This window comes from Aliidiomarina celeris (assembly GCF_003316875.1).
GTDB classification, from domain to species: domain Bacteria; phylum Pseudomonadota; class Gammaproteobacteria; order Enterobacterales; family Alteromonadaceae; genus Aliidiomarina; species Aliidiomarina celeris.
In genome coordinates, this window is sequence record NZ_QMIL01000002.1 from 381025 (window position 1) to 396975 (window position 15951).

15 protein-coding genes are annotated in these 15951 nt (G+C 49.5%); 5 read left to right on the forward strand and 10 right to left on the reverse strand.

The features are described 5' to 3' along the window. Nucleotides 1-141: 141 nt before the first annotated feature. Nucleotides 142-570: a SulA-like leucine-rich domain-containing protein gene (locus DQW12_RS06030; protein WP_113906940.1), complete on the reverse strand. Its 429-nt coding sequence runs from the start codon at nucleotides 568-570 to the stop codon at nucleotides 142-144. Beyond that, a complete protein-coding gene (lexA, locus tag DQW12_RS06035) occupies nucleotides 567-1190 on the reverse strand; it encodes a transcriptional repressor LexA (RefSeq protein ID WP_113906941.1) in 624 nt (207 codons plus the stop codon). The genes DQW12_RS06030 and lexA overlap by 4 nt, the downstream gene beginning before the upstream one ends. A gap of 194 nt (nucleotides 1191-1384) precedes the next feature. Between lexA and plsB the strand changes: the two genes are divergently transcribed. Further along, on the forward strand, nucleotides 1385-3865 hold the full coding sequence (gene plsB / locus DQW12_RS06040) for a glycerol-3-phosphate 1-O-acyltransferase PlsB (RefSeq protein ID WP_113906942.1): 2481 nt from the start codon (nucleotides 1385-1387) through the stop codon (nucleotides 3863-3865). A gap of 11 nt (nucleotides 3866-3876) precedes the next feature. Here plsB and ubiA read toward each other — a convergent pair whose 3' ends face one another. After that, on the reverse strand, nucleotides 3877-4752 hold the full coding sequence (gene ubiA / locus DQW12_RS06045) for a 4-hydroxybenzoate octaprenyltransferase (RefSeq protein ID WP_113906943.1): 876 nt from the start codon (nucleotides 4750-4752) through the stop codon (nucleotides 3877-3879). A 38-nt stretch (nucleotides 4753-4790) separates the two neighbouring features. Continuing rightward, nucleotides 4791-5396 (reverse strand): chorismate--pyruvate lyase family protein, encoded by a 606-nt coding sequence (locus DQW12_RS06050; RefSeq protein WP_113906944.1) that lies wholly within the window; start codon nucleotides 5394-5396, stop codon nucleotides 4791-4793. A gap of 154 nt (nucleotides 5397-5550) precedes the next feature. Here DQW12_RS06050 and DQW12_RS06055 point away from each other — a divergent pair, with 154 nt between their 5' ends. After that, the gene (locus DQW12_RS06055) at nucleotides 5551-5946 is read left to right on the forward strand and encodes a flagellar basal body-associated FliL family protein (protein WP_113906945.1); all 396 of its coding nucleotides are present in this window, start codon (nucleotides 5551-5553) and stop codon (nucleotides 5944-5946) included. Nucleotides 5947-5954: 8 nt separating this feature from the next. On the opposite strand, the gene DQW12_RS06060 is transcribed toward DQW12_RS06055, so the two are convergent. From DQW12_RS06060 to DQW12_RS06075, 4 genes are read right to left on the reverse strand one after another with little or no spacing between them, the layout of a single operon-like run. After that, nucleotides 5955-6758: a rhomboid family intramembrane serine protease gene (locus tag DQW12_RS06060; protein WP_113906946.1), complete on the reverse strand. Its 804-nt coding sequence runs from the start codon at nucleotides 6756-6758 to the stop codon at nucleotides 5955-5957. Continuing rightward, complete coding sequence (gene glpE, locus DQW12_RS06065; RefSeq protein ID WP_113906947.1) at nucleotides 6758-7084, reverse strand: thiosulfate sulfurtransferase GlpE; 327 nt, start codon at nucleotides 7082-7084, stop codon at nucleotides 6758-6760. Before glpE ends, DQW12_RS06060 begins: the two co-directional genes overlap by 1 nt. 1 nt (nucleotide 7085) lies before the next feature. Continuing rightward, entirely contained in the window at nucleotides 7086-8114 is a 1029-nt protein-coding gene (gene tdh / locus DQW12_RS06070; RefSeq protein WP_113906948.1) for an L-threonine 3-dehydrogenase, read from the reverse strand. A gap of 41 nt (nucleotides 8115-8155) precedes the next feature. Beyond that, a complete protein-coding gene (locus DQW12_RS06075; RefSeq protein WP_113907234.1) occupies nucleotides 8156-9346 on the reverse strand; it encodes a glycine C-acetyltransferase in 1191 nt (396 codons plus the stop codon). Nucleotides 9347-9551: 205 nt separating this feature from the next. Between DQW12_RS06075 and coaD the strand changes: the two genes are divergently transcribed. Further along, complete coding sequence (gene coaD / locus DQW12_RS06080; protein WP_113906949.1) at nucleotides 9552-10049, forward strand: pantetheine-phosphate adenylyltransferase; 498 nt, start codon at nucleotides 9552-9554, stop codon at nucleotides 10047-10049. Nucleotides 10050-10148: 99 nt separating this feature from the next. Beyond that, nucleotides 10149-11750, forward strand: coding sequence for a phosphoenolpyruvate carboxykinase (ATP) (gene pckA, locus DQW12_RS06085; protein ID WP_113906950.1), 1602 nt, complete (start codon nucleotides 10149-10151; stop codon nucleotides 11748-11750). Between the two features lie 271 nt (nucleotides 11751-12021). Here pckA and DQW12_RS06090 read toward each other — a convergent pair whose 3' ends face one another. Both DQW12_RS06090 and fabR read right to left on the reverse strand, forming a co-directional pair. Then, nucleotides 12022-14028: a S9 family peptidase gene (locus DQW12_RS06090; protein ID WP_113906951.1), complete on the reverse strand. Its 2007-nt coding sequence runs from the start codon at nucleotides 14026-14028 to the stop codon at nucleotides 12022-12024. A gap of 50 nt (nucleotides 14029-14078) precedes the next feature. After that, nucleotides 14079-14708 (reverse strand): HTH-type transcriptional repressor FabR, encoded by a 630-nt coding sequence (gene fabR, locus DQW12_RS06095; RefSeq protein WP_113906952.1) that lies wholly within the window; start codon nucleotides 14706-14708, stop codon nucleotides 14079-14081. A 135-nt stretch (nucleotides 14709-14843) separates the two neighbouring features. Here fabR and DQW12_RS06100 point away from each other — a divergent pair, with 135 nt between their 5' ends. Continuing rightward, nucleotides 14844-15941, forward strand: coding sequence for an acyl-CoA desaturase (locus DQW12_RS06100; RefSeq protein ID WP_113906953.1), 1098 nt, complete (start codon nucleotides 14844-14846; stop codon nucleotides 15939-15941). The last annotated feature ends 10 nt before the right edge of the window (nucleotides 15942-15951 follow it).

The following is a 15951-nucleotide window of genomic DNA, read 5'->3' on the forward strand; positions in this document are numbered from 1 at the left end:
CGCTTAGAACGGATGATTATTGTTTTAGTTTAGATACCACAGGAGTGGCACTTTTTAAGTCAGCAAGAACAAAATAACACCAAAGATGTTAATAAAAAAGGGGCTGTTGTTAACAGCCCCAGGGGAAACCCTATTTTAGGGTTAGTGGAGAGGGGTATTTTGGGTGTTTACGGTAAACAAAAAGTTGACACTTTTGCTGCTGCGCGCCGCAAGCTGCAAGCGTTTCTGGTCACGCTCGGAGCAGTTTGCCACCCATGCAATAACGATTTGGCTATTATTTAAAAGTAGTGCTTGCTCGCATGCCCAAACTGCTGCGTCGGGAGAACTGGGCAAAATACAACGAATGCGCTCTTTTTGAATACCGGCAGCAAGTAACTGCTGAACAAATACCGGCGAGGGTTTGCCAATAAGCGTTACCCATTGATTTTGCTGGTGGCGCATACTACTCAGGGTCGCCCATAATTGTTCAACTAACGGCTCACACTCTACTTGGCTAGCATTTTCTAGCTGGGCTTCATGGCCCCAAAGGCCGGGGTGTGCAATGCGCTTTCTAAGTGTAGAGTGGTTCATACTTGCCAACCTCCATTGCGAATCACGCCGACCGCTAAACCTTCAATGCTGAGCGGTTGTTGCTCAAGGTCGACACGAATAATTGAGAATTCTTCGTTTTCCGGGTGGAGTAAAACAACTTTCCCTTTGCGTTCAAAACGCTTAACAGTCACTTCGTCGTCTACCCGCGCAACCACCACTTGCCCGTTTCGGGCTTCGTTGGTTTTATGTACCGCAAGTAGATCGCCGTCCAGAATACCGATGTTTTTCATACTCATGCCGCTTACGCGAAGCAGAAAGTCTGCATTCGGGTGGAACATGGTGTCGTCGACTTTGTAATGCGCTTCTACATGCTCCTGCGCCAAAATGGGTTCACCTGCAGCAACCCGACCAATAAGCGGGAGACCGAGAAACTCTTCTGCAACGTCCGCTTGCACCAAGCGAATTCCGCGCGACGTACCGGGCATCATTTCGATAACACCCTTTTTGGCGAGCGCCTTTAAGTGTTCTTCTGCCGCATTTGGCGAGCGAAAACCGAGTTGCTGAGCAATTTCAGCACGAGTGGGCGGCATGCCAGTGGCGTCAATATGACTACGAATGAGTTCAAGAATTTCACTTTGTCGAGCGGTAAGCGGGCGCATTATGGAGTTACCTCTGTCAGCAGCTGTTTATTCATACAGTATGCTGTCAGTATATACAGTATTTTTTGCTGTGCAAGGGTAAACTGTTAAAAAATGAGCAGGCAGCGACTGGCGGGGTGTTGGCGCTTTACAGAGTTTCAGTGGTATGATCGTACAGTTTTAAACAGCCATGTTAGGTAAGGCTTGGAGCTCCCATGAATCATACGTCGCGTTTCTATTATCTTTTACGCTGGCCTGTTCGGCTACTCACGCGGTTTCGTGCTATTGCGGATGAGCATGAGGCGGAGCCGTCGCAGGCAGATCATATCGTGTACGTTATGCGCGGTCCTTCAGCGGCTGATCTTGTGGTAGCGCGCAATGCATTATGTGGGCTTGGATTGCCGGACCCAACGGAGCCCTTGGTTATCAACGGGCAAAGTTATCCGCGGGTGGTGTATGTAGAAGACACCCGCAAACGGCTTGGGTATCCGCCATTAAGTGGGTTTTCGGAGTTACTCGATTTGCACGAGAAGAACCCCAACATTAACGTGCTCATGCATCCGGTGGGCCTATTTTGGGGGCGTGAGCCAGGTAAAAATAGGCGCGACGGTAAAACCATGGTGGCCGATATCGAAATACCGGGTAAATGGAAGAAGTTTCTTTTAGTTTTGTTTTCTGGCCGTAATGTTTTGGTGCGTATTTCACAGCCTGTGAGTTTGCGTACGATGGCCGACTCGCAGCGTAAAGATCAAGATTTAGCGCATAAACTCACACGCGTTGCGCGAACCCATTTCGCGCGGCTAAGGCATGCAGTAGCGGGGCCTAAACTGACGGGTAGAGAAGAAATTATTGCTGAGTTATTGCGGTTGCCGGCATTAAGAAAAGCGATTCGAGAAGAGGCCAAGAGTAAACGTATTAGTGAAGCAAAAGCCGAGGCTGCCGCACGCGGCTATTTACGTGAAATAGCCGCGGATTATCGCGAAGGTTTGGTTCGTTTTGGTGACCACTTTTTCAGTTGGCTGTGGACAAAAATTTATCGCGGCATTTCGGTTCGCAACGGCGAAATGGTGCGTAAGCTAGCCCAAGACGGTCACGAGATTGTTTATGTGCCATGCCACCGTAGCCACATGGATTATTTGCTGCTGAGCTACATTATTTATCAAGAAGGCTTGGTGCCTCCCCACATAGCGGCGGGTGTGAACCTTAATTTTTTCCCGCTGGGGCCAGTTTTTAGGCGTGGTGGCGCATTTTTTATTCGCCGTAGTTTCCGCGGTAATAAGCTCTACTCAACGGTTTTCAGAGAATATTTAGGCCGGCTGTTCCAAAAAGGCTACGCCATTGAGTATTTCATGGAGGGGGGACGCAGCAGAACCGGTCGTTTACTGCCGCCGAAAACCGGCATGTTAGCCATGACCTTGCAGGGACAGTTGCGCGGCATTAACCGCCCCATAAGTCTCGTGCCTGTGTACGTAGGTTACGAGCACGTAATGGAAGTAAGCACTTACCACAATGAGCTGCAGGGAAAGAACAAAGAGAAAGAGTCGGTTTTTCAAGTCTTTGGCATTTTGCGTAAGCTACGAAACTTCGGCACAGGCTTTGTAACCTTTGGTAAGCCAGTGCGTTTGTCTGATTATCTCGACAGCACCGCTCCCGATTGGCGGGACTCGGTAACAACAGGCACAGAAGAGCCGGCAAAACCCCGTTGGTTAACCCCGGCTGTGAATCAACTTGCAGAAATTTTAATGCGCCGCGTAAATGACGGAGCAGCCATTAATGCAATGAACTTAACGGCGCTCTGCTTGCTCAGCGCCGAGCGTGAAACTCTGACTAAACAGGAACTAGTAGCGCAAGTGGGTGCTTACACGCGATTACAGAAAGCTGTGCCTTATAGCGATTGGGTTCATGGGCCAGATACTGAGTTTGATGCGGAGGAATACTGGCAGCATGCAACAAGCATGAACAAGTTTAAAGTACATGAAGACGAGGCGGGCATAGTGGTGAGCTTAGAGCACTCGCAAGCCTTGAGTATGACTTATTACCGCAACAACATTTTGCATCTGTATATTGTACCTGCATTGGTGGCCCGTTTTGCTCGTGGCCACAAAACCTTTACCGTTGCGTCGGCGGTGGCCTTTGTAGAAAAACTCTATCCGATTCTACAAGCAGAGCTATTTCTAAGCCACAACGAGAACGACATACCACCCTATGTTGGGTCTATTTGCGAAGAGTTTTTGGCCTTGGGCTGGCTCCAGCAAGCGGACGAACAATTGACATTGCCGGAGCGCGACACTGAAGCTTATGTGCAGCTTGTATTGCTGGCAAATGCTGCCGGTGAAACGCTCGCTCGCTATGGAATTGTGCTGGAACTATTGCAACGCTCAACCTCGCTTTCCCGCTCCGATTTAGAGCGCTTTAGTGAACTTGTGGCTATTCGTTTGGGCGCGCGGCATGGCATTGACGCGCCCGAGTTCTACGACAAAAAGGTATTTAGCACCCTAGTGGGAGTGCTTAAGCAGGAGCGCTATATTGTAGTTGCTAACGACGGCAGTTATATATCCGACGCGCGTACCGAAGCACTCAGCGAAGAGGTCGACTTTTTACTCGGCAGTGCTATTCAGCTTACCATTCGCGACTCGATAAAGATTCTGTTACAGGAGCAGCAACGGCCAGCTGCCGTTGCGGATAACGACGCGTAAGCGGTGTTTGCTTACACCGAAACGCCGAACGGTAGCGGTAACCAGTAATGCAGGGCAAGACCAAGAGCAAACAGCATGCCGGCGTAATGATTTTGCCGAAAGGCAAGAAAACAGGCGTCGGCGTCTCGGTTGCGAATCAGCACAAGCTGCCACAAAAACAAAACTGCCATAGCTGCAAGGCCTAGCCAGTAGAAAGGCGTTGCGTTAATAATGGCACCCACCCAAGCAAGTAGCGCTAGGGTTATAAGCTGTAGGCCCGCAATAAAGGCAACGTCCCATTTGCCGGTTATTACCGCCGTTGATTTCACCCCTGCAAGTAAATCGTCGGTTCTGTCTACCATGGCATATTCAGTGTCATAGGCCACGGTCCACGTTAAATTCGCTGCAAACAAGATCCATGCAATAAGTGGAATAGAATTGGTTGCTGCGGCAAAAGCCATGGGAATAGCCATGCTAAAGGCAGCGCCAAGAATAAACTGCGGACCATGTGTAATGCGCTTCATAAAGGGGTAAATAATAGCGAGCGCTGCAGCCACAAACGACAGCACCATTGTCAATTTATTAAGCGTTAACACCAGTAAAAACGCGAGCGAAATGAGTACAACAAAAAGCACAAGTGCTTCGGTGGAGGTTACTTTTTTTGCCGCTAATGGGCGGTCTTTTGTGCGCGCTATTTTGCCGTCTATGTTGCGGTCGGCGAAGTCATTGATCACACAGCCTGCGGAACGCATAAGAAACACGCCAACAGCAAAAATAACCACAAGCCGAACCGACGGATCACCATGGGCGGCAATCAATAGTGCCCAAAAGGTTGGCCACGCCAATAGCCAAGTGCCGATTGGTTTATCAACTCGCATCAGCGCGCGATAAGCGTCTAAACGGTTCATTGTTGTTCCTCTTTTTTGCGATAGGTCAGGCAGCTGCTTTAAGCATAGCAAGGCGCAGCAGAAAGGAATACTTCCGCTACTAAAATGGGGCCGTCGGGTAATTCGAAGCGACGGCGACGGCCCCACAGTGAAGGCTGCTCTGTCAGCTGAGCTTCGACTGCGTTGAGTTGATTATCGAGCGCTTTAATTGCAGTATCGGGTTTGAATTCAGACACTTGGATGGGTCCCAACCGAATATCGGTGTGAGCGAAAAGCTGTTCGCCAAGTGGGTTTGAACCGAGTGCCATAAGGTTTTGATAGTGCGCGCTTAATGAGCTTAGCGGTAATACAGAGCGGGCGTACACCATAGGTACTCGGCCAGACAACAGTAGCACTTCGCGCACAAGTGTCGACTGACCCTGTGTTAGGTTAAGGAAGGTTGCTTCTTCCTTGCCGCAGGGCTCCGTTGCTTGGTGTAGAACACAAACTTGGAATTTTGTGCATGCTGCTTTCAGCTTGGCCGTTAATGAGCCTTCGTCGCGTAACCAAGAGCTCAGCAGAGGCTCGTTTTTTGGCGCTTCAGTGCACCAATGCGCCGACTGCTCAAGTGCATTATGGCGGCCAAGAAATGGCGCAAGGTTGGGGGCAGAAAAGCTGTTCGTCATATTCTACGCTATTCATGTGTATAATAGAGGCTGTTGATAACGCTGGTAAGCATTATGGCAAGCCATAAAAGCGGCGCTAAGCATAACATCTACTTTAGTCGCTGTCTGTGCTGCCGATACAAAGCCACAACCTAATGTGCTGCTAAGGAACCGTATGAAGTTTAAAATTGCGTTGTTATTGCTATTAAGCAGCCTATTGTGCTCACCCGAGGTGACCGCCCAAAGCCGCGCTTATTTTGGTTTTGAGCCCGACATTACCACCAACTACATACGCGACGCCAGTGAACGTAGGCTTGGGTATATTCGGGTGTCGATTGATCTTATGGTGCCGAGCACGGAAGATCTAAGAACCATTGAATACCATGCGCCATTACTGCGAGATGCATTTATTCGTATTTTAAGCACGGAGTCGGAGGGGCGTATTCGCTCTTTGACCGGGCGGGAAGAGATACGCCAAGCCTGTTTGGAAACCGCGAAAGAACTTATTTTGCGCGAGACAGGGCAAGATTTGGTGCTTGATTTATTATTCACCAAGTATGTGTATCAGTAATTAGCACGTTATTTTCGTAAGCCAAAGCGAACGAATGCGCCGGCGACAATGCCACTGAGCAGGCCGACAAAATGGGCTTCGTTCGCCATGTCCACCCAAAGCACCTCAGTGTAGCCAAGCACTAACCAGCCAATCATAAACACCAAGAGCGCAGGGGGTAGATAAAGCGGACCGCCGCGCTTTGCGCTCATGATCATAGCGAATCCAAATAACCCGTAAACCACGCCCGAGAGGCCGCCGAAGAGCGGACCGGAAACAAGGTACTGGGCGAGATTTGAGGCGATTGCAGTGAACAGAAAAAGGGCAATAAGAACGCCTCGGCCGAGAAATAATTCCACCCGCCCAGCCAAATACCACCACCAAAACAAATTGAAAATAAGGTGCGTGGCAGAAAAGTGCAAAAATGCGGGAGATACCAGCCGCCAAGGCTCGGCGGCATTTAGCGACGGCATTGACGGATGGGCGATGATCATAGCGCTCAACGCGTGTTGCGGATCAAGCAGTTGCCAGAGCGCTGTCGCTAATACGGCGAGCGTAACCAGAAAGGTAAAAATGCCAGCCTGTTTCGCTAAACTCCGCCAAAGCGGCGCCCATACGGCTTGGCTTTGAGGTTGAACCGCTGCGAACGCTTGTGGATTTTCTTCGTAGGCAGCCAACAGGGCTTTCGCGTGCGCTTCGAATGCCGGTTGGATCAGCCACAAATGAAAGCGCCCCTGCTCTTCAGTAACCGAAACAGGAACGCCAGCGTTGCGTAATACCTCGTAAAGCGGTTGTATGTGTTCAGCCGAGTTACGGGTAACAAGCTTCTTCACTAGCTGCGCTCGAGTTCCGTAGGGTATTGCGAAGCCCAAGCGGTCATGCCGCCGTCGAGGCTATACACCTGCTCAAACCCTTGTGTACACAAATATTGTGCCGCGCTTTGGCTGCTCGCACCGTGGTAGCAAGCAACCAGAATAACGCTTTGCTGCTTATCCTGTTGGCCTACGAATGCCGCTGCATTGTCGTTATTCAGGTTGAATGCGCCTTTAATATGGCCCATGGCAAAGGAGCGAGCGTCGCGAATGTCGGCAACCACGAGCTCGCCATTTTGTAAGCGAGCATGAGCCTGTTCAATGCTTATATGTTGAAATTGCGTCATATTAAGCGTTCCAGTCGAGAATAACCTTGCCAGACTGCCCAGAAATCATAGTTTGAAAGCCTGCTTCAAACTGATCAACAGGGAAGTGATGAGTAATCATTGGGCTTAAATCTAATCCGCTTTGAATGAGAGCCGCCATTTTATACCAAGTTTCGAACATTTCACGGCCATAGATACCTTTAATAACCAAGCCTTTGAAAATAACCTGATTCCAGTCGATTGCCATGTCTTCTGGGGGAATACCTAGCATGGCAATTTTGCCGCCGTGGTTCATGGTATTGAGCATTTGGCTAAACGCAGCGGGAACACCCGACATTTCAAGGCCAACGTCGAACCCTTCTTTCATACCCAGTTCACGCATAACAGTTTCAAGATCAGTTTTGCTAGTATTCACTGCGCGGGTTGCACCCATTTTGGTGGCAAGTTCAAGGCGGTAATCGTTAATGTCGGTAATCACCACATGGCGAGCTCCCGAATGGCGGGCAACGGCCGCGGCCATAATACCAATTGGGCCGGCGCCGGTAATGAGTACATCTTCGCCAACGAGATCGAAACTTAAAGCAGTGTGTACCGCGTTACCGAAGGGATCAAAAATTGACGCTAAATCGTCGGTAACTTCGTCCGGCAACTTAAATGCATTATCGGCTGGAATAACAAGGTACTCGGCAAAAGCTCCTGGCCGATTGACACCAACGCCCACAGTGTTGCGACAGAGGTGACGGCGACCCGCACGACAGTTACGGCAATGGCCGCAGGTAATGTGGCCTTCGCCACTCACGCGATCGCCTACCGCAAAACCGCGCACGCCGTCGCCCATGGCTTCAACAACGCCAACATACTCATGGCCTACCGTCATACCTACAGGAATCGTTTTTTGTGACCACTCGTCCCATTTATAGATGTGCACGTCGGTGCCGCAAATCGCGGTTTTACGAATTTTAATGAGTAGATCGTTATACCCGTAGTCTGGTTTTTCGGCTTCTGTCATCCACAAACCAGGTTCAGCTTTTAATTTCGCGAGCACTTTCATTACACGACCTCGTATTCAAAATGTGAATTCAATAAACAGACTTAAATGATTTCCAGTTCACGGCCCACGCGAATAAACGCATCAATAGTCCGGTCGAGCTGCTCACGTGTGTGTGCCGCCGACATTTGGGTACGAATACGCGCTTGCCCCTTGGGTACGACAGGGAATGAGAAACCGACCACATAAATACCTTCTTCCAGCATGCGCTCTGACATTTTAGCCGCCAGTTTCGCGTCGCCAAGCATTACCGGAATAATAGCGTGGTCGGCGCCGGCTAGGGTAAAGCCTGCGGCGGTCATACGCTCACGGAAATAACGGCTATTGCTTTTCAGTGTTTCGCGCAAGTCATTGCCTTGCTCGAGCATTTCTAATACGCGAATACTGGCAGTTACGATACTCGGTGCTAAGGAATTAGAGAATAGATAAGGGCGCGAACGTTGGCGCAGCCATTCAACCACTTCTTTTTTTGCCGCAGTAAAGCCACCCGACGCGCCACCCAGCGCTTTGCCTAAGGTACCGGTAATAATATCAACGCGGTCCATTACGTTGTGGTACTCGTGAGTGCCTCGCCCTTGATCGCCAACAAAGCCTACAGCGTGCGAGTCGTCAACCATAACCAGTGCGTTGTACTTATCGGCAAGGTCACAAATAGCGGGTAAGTTGGCAATAATGCCGTCCATAGAAAACACACCGTCGGTGGCAATCAGCTTGTGCCGCGCTCCGTCTGCATCGGCCTGCTTGAGCTGTGCTTCTAACTCCGCCATGTCATTGTTTGCGTAACGATAACGCTTGGCTTTACAGAGGCGAACGCCGTCAATAATACTGGCGTGGTTCAGCGCGTCACTAATAATGGCATCTTCTGGGCCCAAAAGGGTTTCGAACAAGCCGGCGTTGGCGTCGAAACATGAGGAATAGAGAATAGTATCTTCGGTACCCAAAAACTCGCTGAGTTTCGCTTCAAGCTGCTTGTGAATATTTTGTGTGCCGCAAATAAATCGTACCGAAGCCACACCGAAACCATGGGTTTCAAGGCCTTGCTGAGCGGCTTTAATAAGGTCAGGATGATTCGCTAAACCCAAATAGTTGTTCGCGCAAAAGTTGAGTACCCGCTTTCCGTTCACTTCAATTTCAGAATATTGTGAAGACGTAATTGCGCGCTCACTTTTGTAGAGGCCTTCCGACCTCACATCTTCAATTTGTTCACGTAATTGTTGGTAAAAGGCGTTACTCATGCCGTACTCCTTGCGGGAAAAGTGTTCGTGCGCAATTGCACCCATACTGGGTTGCTCATTTTACGCATCTCGGGCTTTATTCGCACGTTAAAATTAAGCTTAGCTGGTCTTACCCTGTAAATGTAGAAGGACGGATGCGCGTAAACGCTGAATCAGCTATGCTTTGCCCATAAAGTATTAATAACGCTGAAGGCAGCTTTTATTTATGTATACACGAGCGATTTATCCGGGCACGTTCGACCCCGTTACTAATGGGCATACCGACCTTATTGAGCGCGCGGCAAAATTATTTAATGAAGTCATTGTAGCTGTGGCGGCCAATACCAGTAAGCAACCGTTGTTTTCATTGGAAGAACGGGTGCGCTTAGTGGAGCACGTTACGGCGCACTTAGCGAATGTGAAAGTAATTGGATTCTCAGGGCTACTGGCTGATTTAGCGAGAGAACAAGAGGCTCGGGTACTGGTACGTGGCTTGCGCGCTGTTGCCGATTTTGAATACGAGTTTCAGTTGGCGAATATGAATCGGCGACTCTTTCCCGAGCTGGAAAGCGTATTTTTAACGCCTTCGGAAGAGAACTCATTTATTTCGTCGACTTTGGTAAAAGAGGTTGCACTCCATAAAGGCGACGTAGACCAATTTACCAATGCCGAAGTTGCGCGCGCCTTGCGTGCGGAATTTGCGCGAAGAAAGGCGCAAAATTAACGCTATTGAGCACTTTTCGGCCTATCTTTTTTTGTCATAAAACAGTATTATCGCGTTTTCTGTTATTACGTTAAAACCCGACCCGCAGGAGTCTTTGGCATGGCCAAGCTGGATCTTAGCCAATACGGCATCACAGACGTTACCGAAGTTATTTATAACCCTTCCTATGAATTACTATTCGAAGAAGAAACCCGCCCCGAACTCTCTGGCTATGAAAAAGGCCGTGTTACTAGCAATGGTGCCGTAGCGGTAGACACCGGTATTTTTACCGGCCGCTCGCCAAAAGATAAGTACATTGTTCGCGACGACACAACCCGTGATACCGTGTGGTGGTCTGATCAAGGAAAGAACGACAACAAGCCTATTTCTACTGAAACCTGGGGTGAATTGAAAAGGTTAGTTACCCAACAGCTTTCAGGTAAACGTTTATTTGTGGTCGACGCTTTTTGCGGTGCCAATGCAGATACTCGTCTTGCGGTACGTTTTATTACCGAAGTGGCTTGGCAAGCGCATTTCGTTAAGAACATGTTCATTCGCCCTTCGAGCGAAGAGCTTGACGGTTTTGCGCCAGACTTTATCGTGATGAATGGTGCGAAGTGCACCAACCCTAACTTTGAAGCTCAAGGTTTGAACTCTGAGAACTTTGTAGCCTTTAACCTCACCGAACGCATGCAGCTGATCGGCGGCACTTGGTACGGCGGCGAAATGAAGAAGGGTATGTTCTCAATGATGAACTACTTCTTGCCGCTGAAAGGTATCGCTTCGATGCACTGTTCGGCAAACGTCGGCAAACAAGGTGACGTAGCGGTATTCTTCGGCTTGTCAGGCACGGGTAAAACGACCTTGTCGACAGATCCAAAGCGTGAACTCATTGGTGACGACGAGCACGGTTGGGACGACGACGGTGTGTTCAACTTCGAAGGTGGTTGTTATGCCAAGACCATTAACCTTTCGGAAGAAGCAGAGCCCGATATCTATCGCGCAATTCGTCGTGACGCGTTACTGGAAAATGTAACTGTTCGAGATGACGGTTCCGTGGACTACGACGATAATTCAAAAACTGAAAACACCCGCGTTTCTTACCCGATTTACCATATCGACAACATTGTAAAACCGGTTTCAAAAGCGGGCCATGCGAAGAAAGTTATTTTCTTAACCGCCGACGCTTTTGGCGTATTGCCGCCGGTTTCTAAGTTGAGCTTTGAACAAGCTAAGTACCACTTCTTGTCTGGTTTTACCGCGAAACTAGCAGGTACTGAGCGCGGTATTACTGAACCTACGCCAACCTTCTCTGCTTGTTTCGGTGCTGCATTCTTAAGTTTGCACCCTACGCAGTATGCAGAAGTTTTAGAAAAGCGGATGGCAGATGCGGGTGCTCAGGCGTATTTGATTAATACAGGCTGGAACGGCACAGGTAAGCGTATCTCGATTAAAGCCACACGCGCTATTATCGATGCAATTCTCGACGGCTCAATTGAAGATGCTGAATTTGTACAGTTGCCGTATTTCAACATTGCAATGCCTACGGCGCTGCACGATTTAGAAGACAACAGCATTCTCGACCCGCGAAATACCTACGCTAACGTTGAAGAATGGGACGAAAAAGCCAAAGATTTAGCGAAGCGCTTTGTGGCTAACTTCGAGAAGTTTACCGACACAGACGAAGGTAAAGCCCTCGTCGCCGCCGGCCCCCAGCTCTAAAATAGCAAAACGGAAAAACCCGCATCAGCGGGTTTTTTTATAGCCAAAACCAACCCTCAACTATGGGGTCAGATAACACTTTCTTCACCTTCAAGCCCATTTTACTGGGCTACAGCAACCGGGTTCTGACCCCAAAGTTGGTGTTAATCCGCAAATGGGATGTAAGGTTTTGTATTGTCCGAACTTTTTCTTTGTTCTGACCCTAGCTTGAGAGGGTCTGACCCCGTAGTTGGGGTGAAAAAAAAGCAGCGCGGGTGCGCTGCTTTTGGGGTTAGAGGCGTTCGGCGAAGTCGAGCTCGTGAGGCGGTATGCCTTCTTTCTGGTCGACTAAATACCAGTTCATCCAACGGAACATGCGGTAGGCGTAGTCTAACTGTGACGCTGCACGTGAGTTACCGTGGCCTTCACCGGGATAGAGCACTAAACGCACCGGCACATTGCCGTGCACCTTTAGGTACCGATAAAGCTCCATCGACTGGCTAGGGTGAACGCGGGTGTCTTCTTCACCGTGCATGATTAAGATCGGCGTGCGACCTTGCTCTGCCCAATAAATAGGGCTGCGCTCTAAATACCACTGCCATTTGTCCCATGGGTAGCTACGGGCGTGCACTAAATGCATTTCATTAGGAATGTCTGTAGTACCAAACTTCGACAAATTATTGCTGATACCAACAAACATTACACTAGCGGCAAAATGCTCGGTTTGTTTGGTTGCACCCCAAGCCGAGGCATAACCACCGTAGGAACCACCGGTAATGCCAACACGGTCAGGGTCCGCCAAGCCAATCTCCACCAAATGCTCTTTGGCATCTACGATGTCGTCGAACTCTTTACCTGCATAATCGTTTTGACCGAGCTTCGAAAACTCAACGCCACGACCGGTACTGCCGCGATAGTTCGGATAAAAGGTAGCGAAACCATGCTGGGCAGTAAACCAAGTTGGCGTGGAATAACGGTCATTCCAACCATTACGAATGTGTGCTTCGGGTCCGCCATGAATGGCCATAATCACCGGAACGCGTTGCCCTTCCCGATAGTCGTGTGGGTACACTAAAATGCCCTCGAGCTCGAGGCCGTCGCGCGCTGTGTGGCGAATCACTTCTTGGCGAGGCTGACGGGCGTCATGTAACCATGCGTTCGAGTCGGTTAACCGGGTAAGCCGATCGCCTTTCAAACTAAAGGCTTCGTTAGGGTGGGCAGGGCTGTTGGCAATAAGCGTGAGGGTACCGTCGCTGGCCATGTTTCCAAACCGCATGGCAATAACGCGCCCAGTAGGTACTAAGGCTGTTTGCCGATCGCGGCGTAAGTTATGGCTAACAATAGTGGTTTCAGTACCAATGTCGGCAAGCCAAATCAAGGTGTTGTTGTCTTTCCACACCATGTCTTTAAAGTGACCGGCAAAACCAGGTAACAGTTTTTCCACACTGCCATTTCTAAGATTAGCCAAGAAAATGCGACCAGTAGCAGGGTCATGTTTATCTTGGGCGCCGATAAAGGCAAGGCGAGAGCCGTCGGCGGAAAACACTGCGTCGCCGAGCTTCCCTTCAGACTCGAAGCGCGTCACCTCACTGCCGTCGGTATTGATCAGCACAAAGCTGCTCAGCATCATGGTGTCGTCGATAAATGGAGTGGGGGCTGCTTTTACCAACAACTGTGTGCTGTTTGGGCGGAACTGGGCAGAAACCACATATTCGTCGAACGGAACAGCGCTTACTTCGTTGTTTTCTAAATTCAACAAATGTACGCGCACCATGCGCAGTTCTTCCTCAAATACTTTGGCACGGAAACCGGCTTTGTTCAGCTCCGTTTGTTTTTCGGGGCCTTTGTCGCTAGCGCGAAACGCAATCCATTTACCGTCGTCGCTTACGCTAAAACTAGAAATTGCCGTGTCGTGCTGGAGTACGCGAGTAGATTCCCCGCCACTGACCGGAATGCTATACAAAGATGTATGCTTGTCGTCACCACGGCGGGCCAAATAGTACAAGTGCTTGTTGTCGGCGCTAAACGCAATTTGACCAATCCGAAGGTCGCCGGTAACAAAGGGGGTTTCGTTCCCTTCAGCGTCGCGCATAAACAGCTCTATATAAGAGGAACCGTCGGCTTCAGTGAATGGGTCACGCGGGCGTACCCGCGTAAAAGCAGTGTGTTTGCCGTCGCTGGTGGTGATGACCTGATTCACAGACTGAGTGGTAACAATGTGTTCGAGTGTAACGTCTTGTGCGTAAGCGCTGCTCATAGCAAGCATTGCAGCGCCCAGCCAGACCCAAAGTCGAGCCATAATAAAACTCCTTTCAGAAGTGATTAACAAAAAATACCTGCCCGAGTGTATCAAGAAACGTTGGGTTCGGACAGATTCGGCGGCAACATAGAATTGGCACCCCGGGCCACCATACGCACCTGCAAAATAGTTTGAGCAGTCAGCCGCGCTCGGTCCTCTGCCTGCAGGTCTAAACTGTCTGCGCCGGCGCTAAATACAACACGCACAATGGCGTCGCTTTGAGCGCGAGCGAGTTCGGCCGGAATGTTGCGTTCTGCCTTTAAGTAGTCGGTAAGCTCTTGTTTGAAATGATCGATTTCGCGGGCAATGGCTAAGCGAAAGTCTTTGGTGGTTCCGGCTTGCTCTTGCAGCATTAAGCGAAAAATATTCTTATTGTGGGTGACATAGTCCATAAAGGTATGCACCGAAATTTCTATAATGGACCCTCCTTTGGCAATACGCTGGCGCGACTGCCGGAGCAGTTGCCGCAATGCCAAACCACCTTCGTCAACAAGGGTTAAACCGAGTTCGTCCATATTCTGAAAATGGCGATAGAAAGAGGTGGGCGCTATGCCTGCCTCTCGCGATACCTCGCGCAGGCTTAAACTTGAAAAGGAGCTCTCCGGACACAGTTGGTTCAGTGCAGCTTGGATCAGCGCACGGCGGGTTTTTTCCTTTTGCTGAGCGCGTATTCCGGCCATAACAGCAAACTCCTTGAGGTGAATGCGGCAAGCCTAACAGTGAACATCTGTACGGTCAATTTACAAAACTAAGCTTGATCAATCGTCAAATAAAAGATAAATTCAGCGTACACTTGTTAGCTGAAATGAGCTTCTATGAAAAAACCACCTTTATTGTGGCTGAATATTTCGGTATTTAGTATCACGTTTCTTGTCTCCGCCATTGGCGTGCCTTTGTACATCTACTTTGAAGGCGTGAGCACCAGCTTAATTGTTGCATTTTTAAGTTTAGCAATTTGGTCCGGGTTGTCGATTACAGCGGGTTATCACCGTTTGTGGTCGCATAAAACCTACGACGCGCACCCAGTTGTGCGCTTCATTTTCGCGCTCGGCGGCGCATTGTCGGTACAAAATAGTGTGTTGCACTGGAGTGCTGATCATCGCGAACATCACAAACATGTCGACCACATCGATAAAGACCCCTATTCCATTAGCCGCGGATTCTGGTTCGCCCACATTGGCTGGATGCTACGTGAGTACCAAGCCCACCGGTATGGTGACTTTTCGAATGTAAAAGACTTACAGCAAGACCCGATTGTAATTTGGCAGCACAAGCATTATCTCGCGCTAACGCTACTCATGAATTTTGGTGTGCCGTTGCTCATCGGTGTGTTACTTGGGCAAATTTGGGGCGCCTTGCTATTCGCAGGCTTTCTTCGCTTAGTCGTGAGCCACCACAGTACGTTTTTCATTAATTCGCTGGCGCACATTTGGGGCAAACGGCCTTATACGGAGCGCAATAGCGCCCGCGACAACGGCTTTTTGGCGTTTTTAACCTTTGGTGAGGGTTATCACAACTTCCATCATATTTTTGCAGGCGACTACAGAAATGGCGTGCGTTGGTATCAGTTCGACCCCACCAAGTGGTTAATTGCTTCACTGGCTTGGTTTGGTTTAACGCGGAATTTAAAGCGCGTAAACAAATACCAAATTGAAAAAGCGCGCTTAGAAATGCTGTGGCAGAACGCCCAGCGCAAACGCAGTTCATTGGTGGACCGAATGGGTCTGGAATACGACCACCTCATTCAAACTATTCGTGAACTGAACGTTAAGCGTAAAGCATGGGTCGACGCTAAGCGTGAAGCGTTTGCCGACAATCACCAAGTGAAAGAGTTGAAGCTTCAGTATAAAACCTTGAAGCGTAACTTTAAGCAACAAAAGCGCGTATTTCGCCGTCAAATCGCGCTCGCTTAATCCCTAAAGA

Coding starts and splice junctions, on each gene's coding strand:
- DQW12_RS06030 (WP_113906940.1), bottom strand. CDS start 570: ATGAACCACTCTACACTTAGAAAGCGCATTGCACACCCCGGCCTTTGG.
- lexA (WP_113906941.1), bottom strand. CDS start 1,190: ATGCGCCCGCTTACCGCTCGACAAAGTGAAATTCTTGAACTCATTCGT.
- plsB (WP_113906942.1), top strand. CDS start 1,385: ATGAATCATACGTCGCGTTTCTATTATCTTTTACGCTGGCCTGTTCGG.
- ubiA (WP_113906943.1), bottom strand. CDS start 4,752: ATGAACCGTTTAGACGCTTATCGCGCGCTGATGCGAGTTGATAAACCA.
- DQW12_RS06050 (WP_113906944.1), bottom strand. CDS start 5,396: ATGACGAACAGCTTTTCTGCCCCCAACCTTGCGCCATTTCTTGGCCGC.
- DQW12_RS06055 (WP_113906945.1), top strand. CDS start 5,551: ATGAAGTTTAAAATTGCGTTGTTATTGCTATTAAGCAGCCTATTGTGC.
- glpE (WP_113906947.1), bottom strand. CDS start 7,084: ATGACGCAATTTCAACATATAAGCATTGAACAGGCTCATGCTCGCTTA.
- tdh (WP_113906948.1), bottom strand. CDS start 8,114: ATGAAAGTGCTCGCGAAATTAAAAGCTGAACCTGGTTTGTGGATGACA.
- DQW12_RS06075 (WP_113907234.1), bottom strand. CDS start 9,346: ATGAGTAACGCCTTTTACCAACAATTACGTGAACAAATTGAAGATGTG.
- coaD (WP_113906949.1), top strand. CDS start 9,552: ATGTATACACGAGCGATTTATCCGGGCACGTTCGACCCCGTTACTAAT.
- pckA (WP_113906950.1), top strand. CDS start 10,149: ATGGCCAAGCTGGATCTTAGCCAATACGGCATCACAGACGTTACCGAA.
- DQW12_RS06090 (WP_113906951.1), bottom strand. CDS start 14,028: ATGGCTCGACTTTGGGTCTGGCTGGGCGCTGCAATGCTTGCTATGAGC.
- fabR (WP_113906952.1), bottom strand. CDS start 14,708: ATGGCCGGAATACGCGCTCAGCAAAAGGAAAAAACCCGCCGTGCGCTG.
- DQW12_RS06100 (WP_113906953.1), top strand. CDS start 14,844: ATGAAAAAACCACCTTTATTGTGGCTGAATATTTCGGTATTTAGTATC.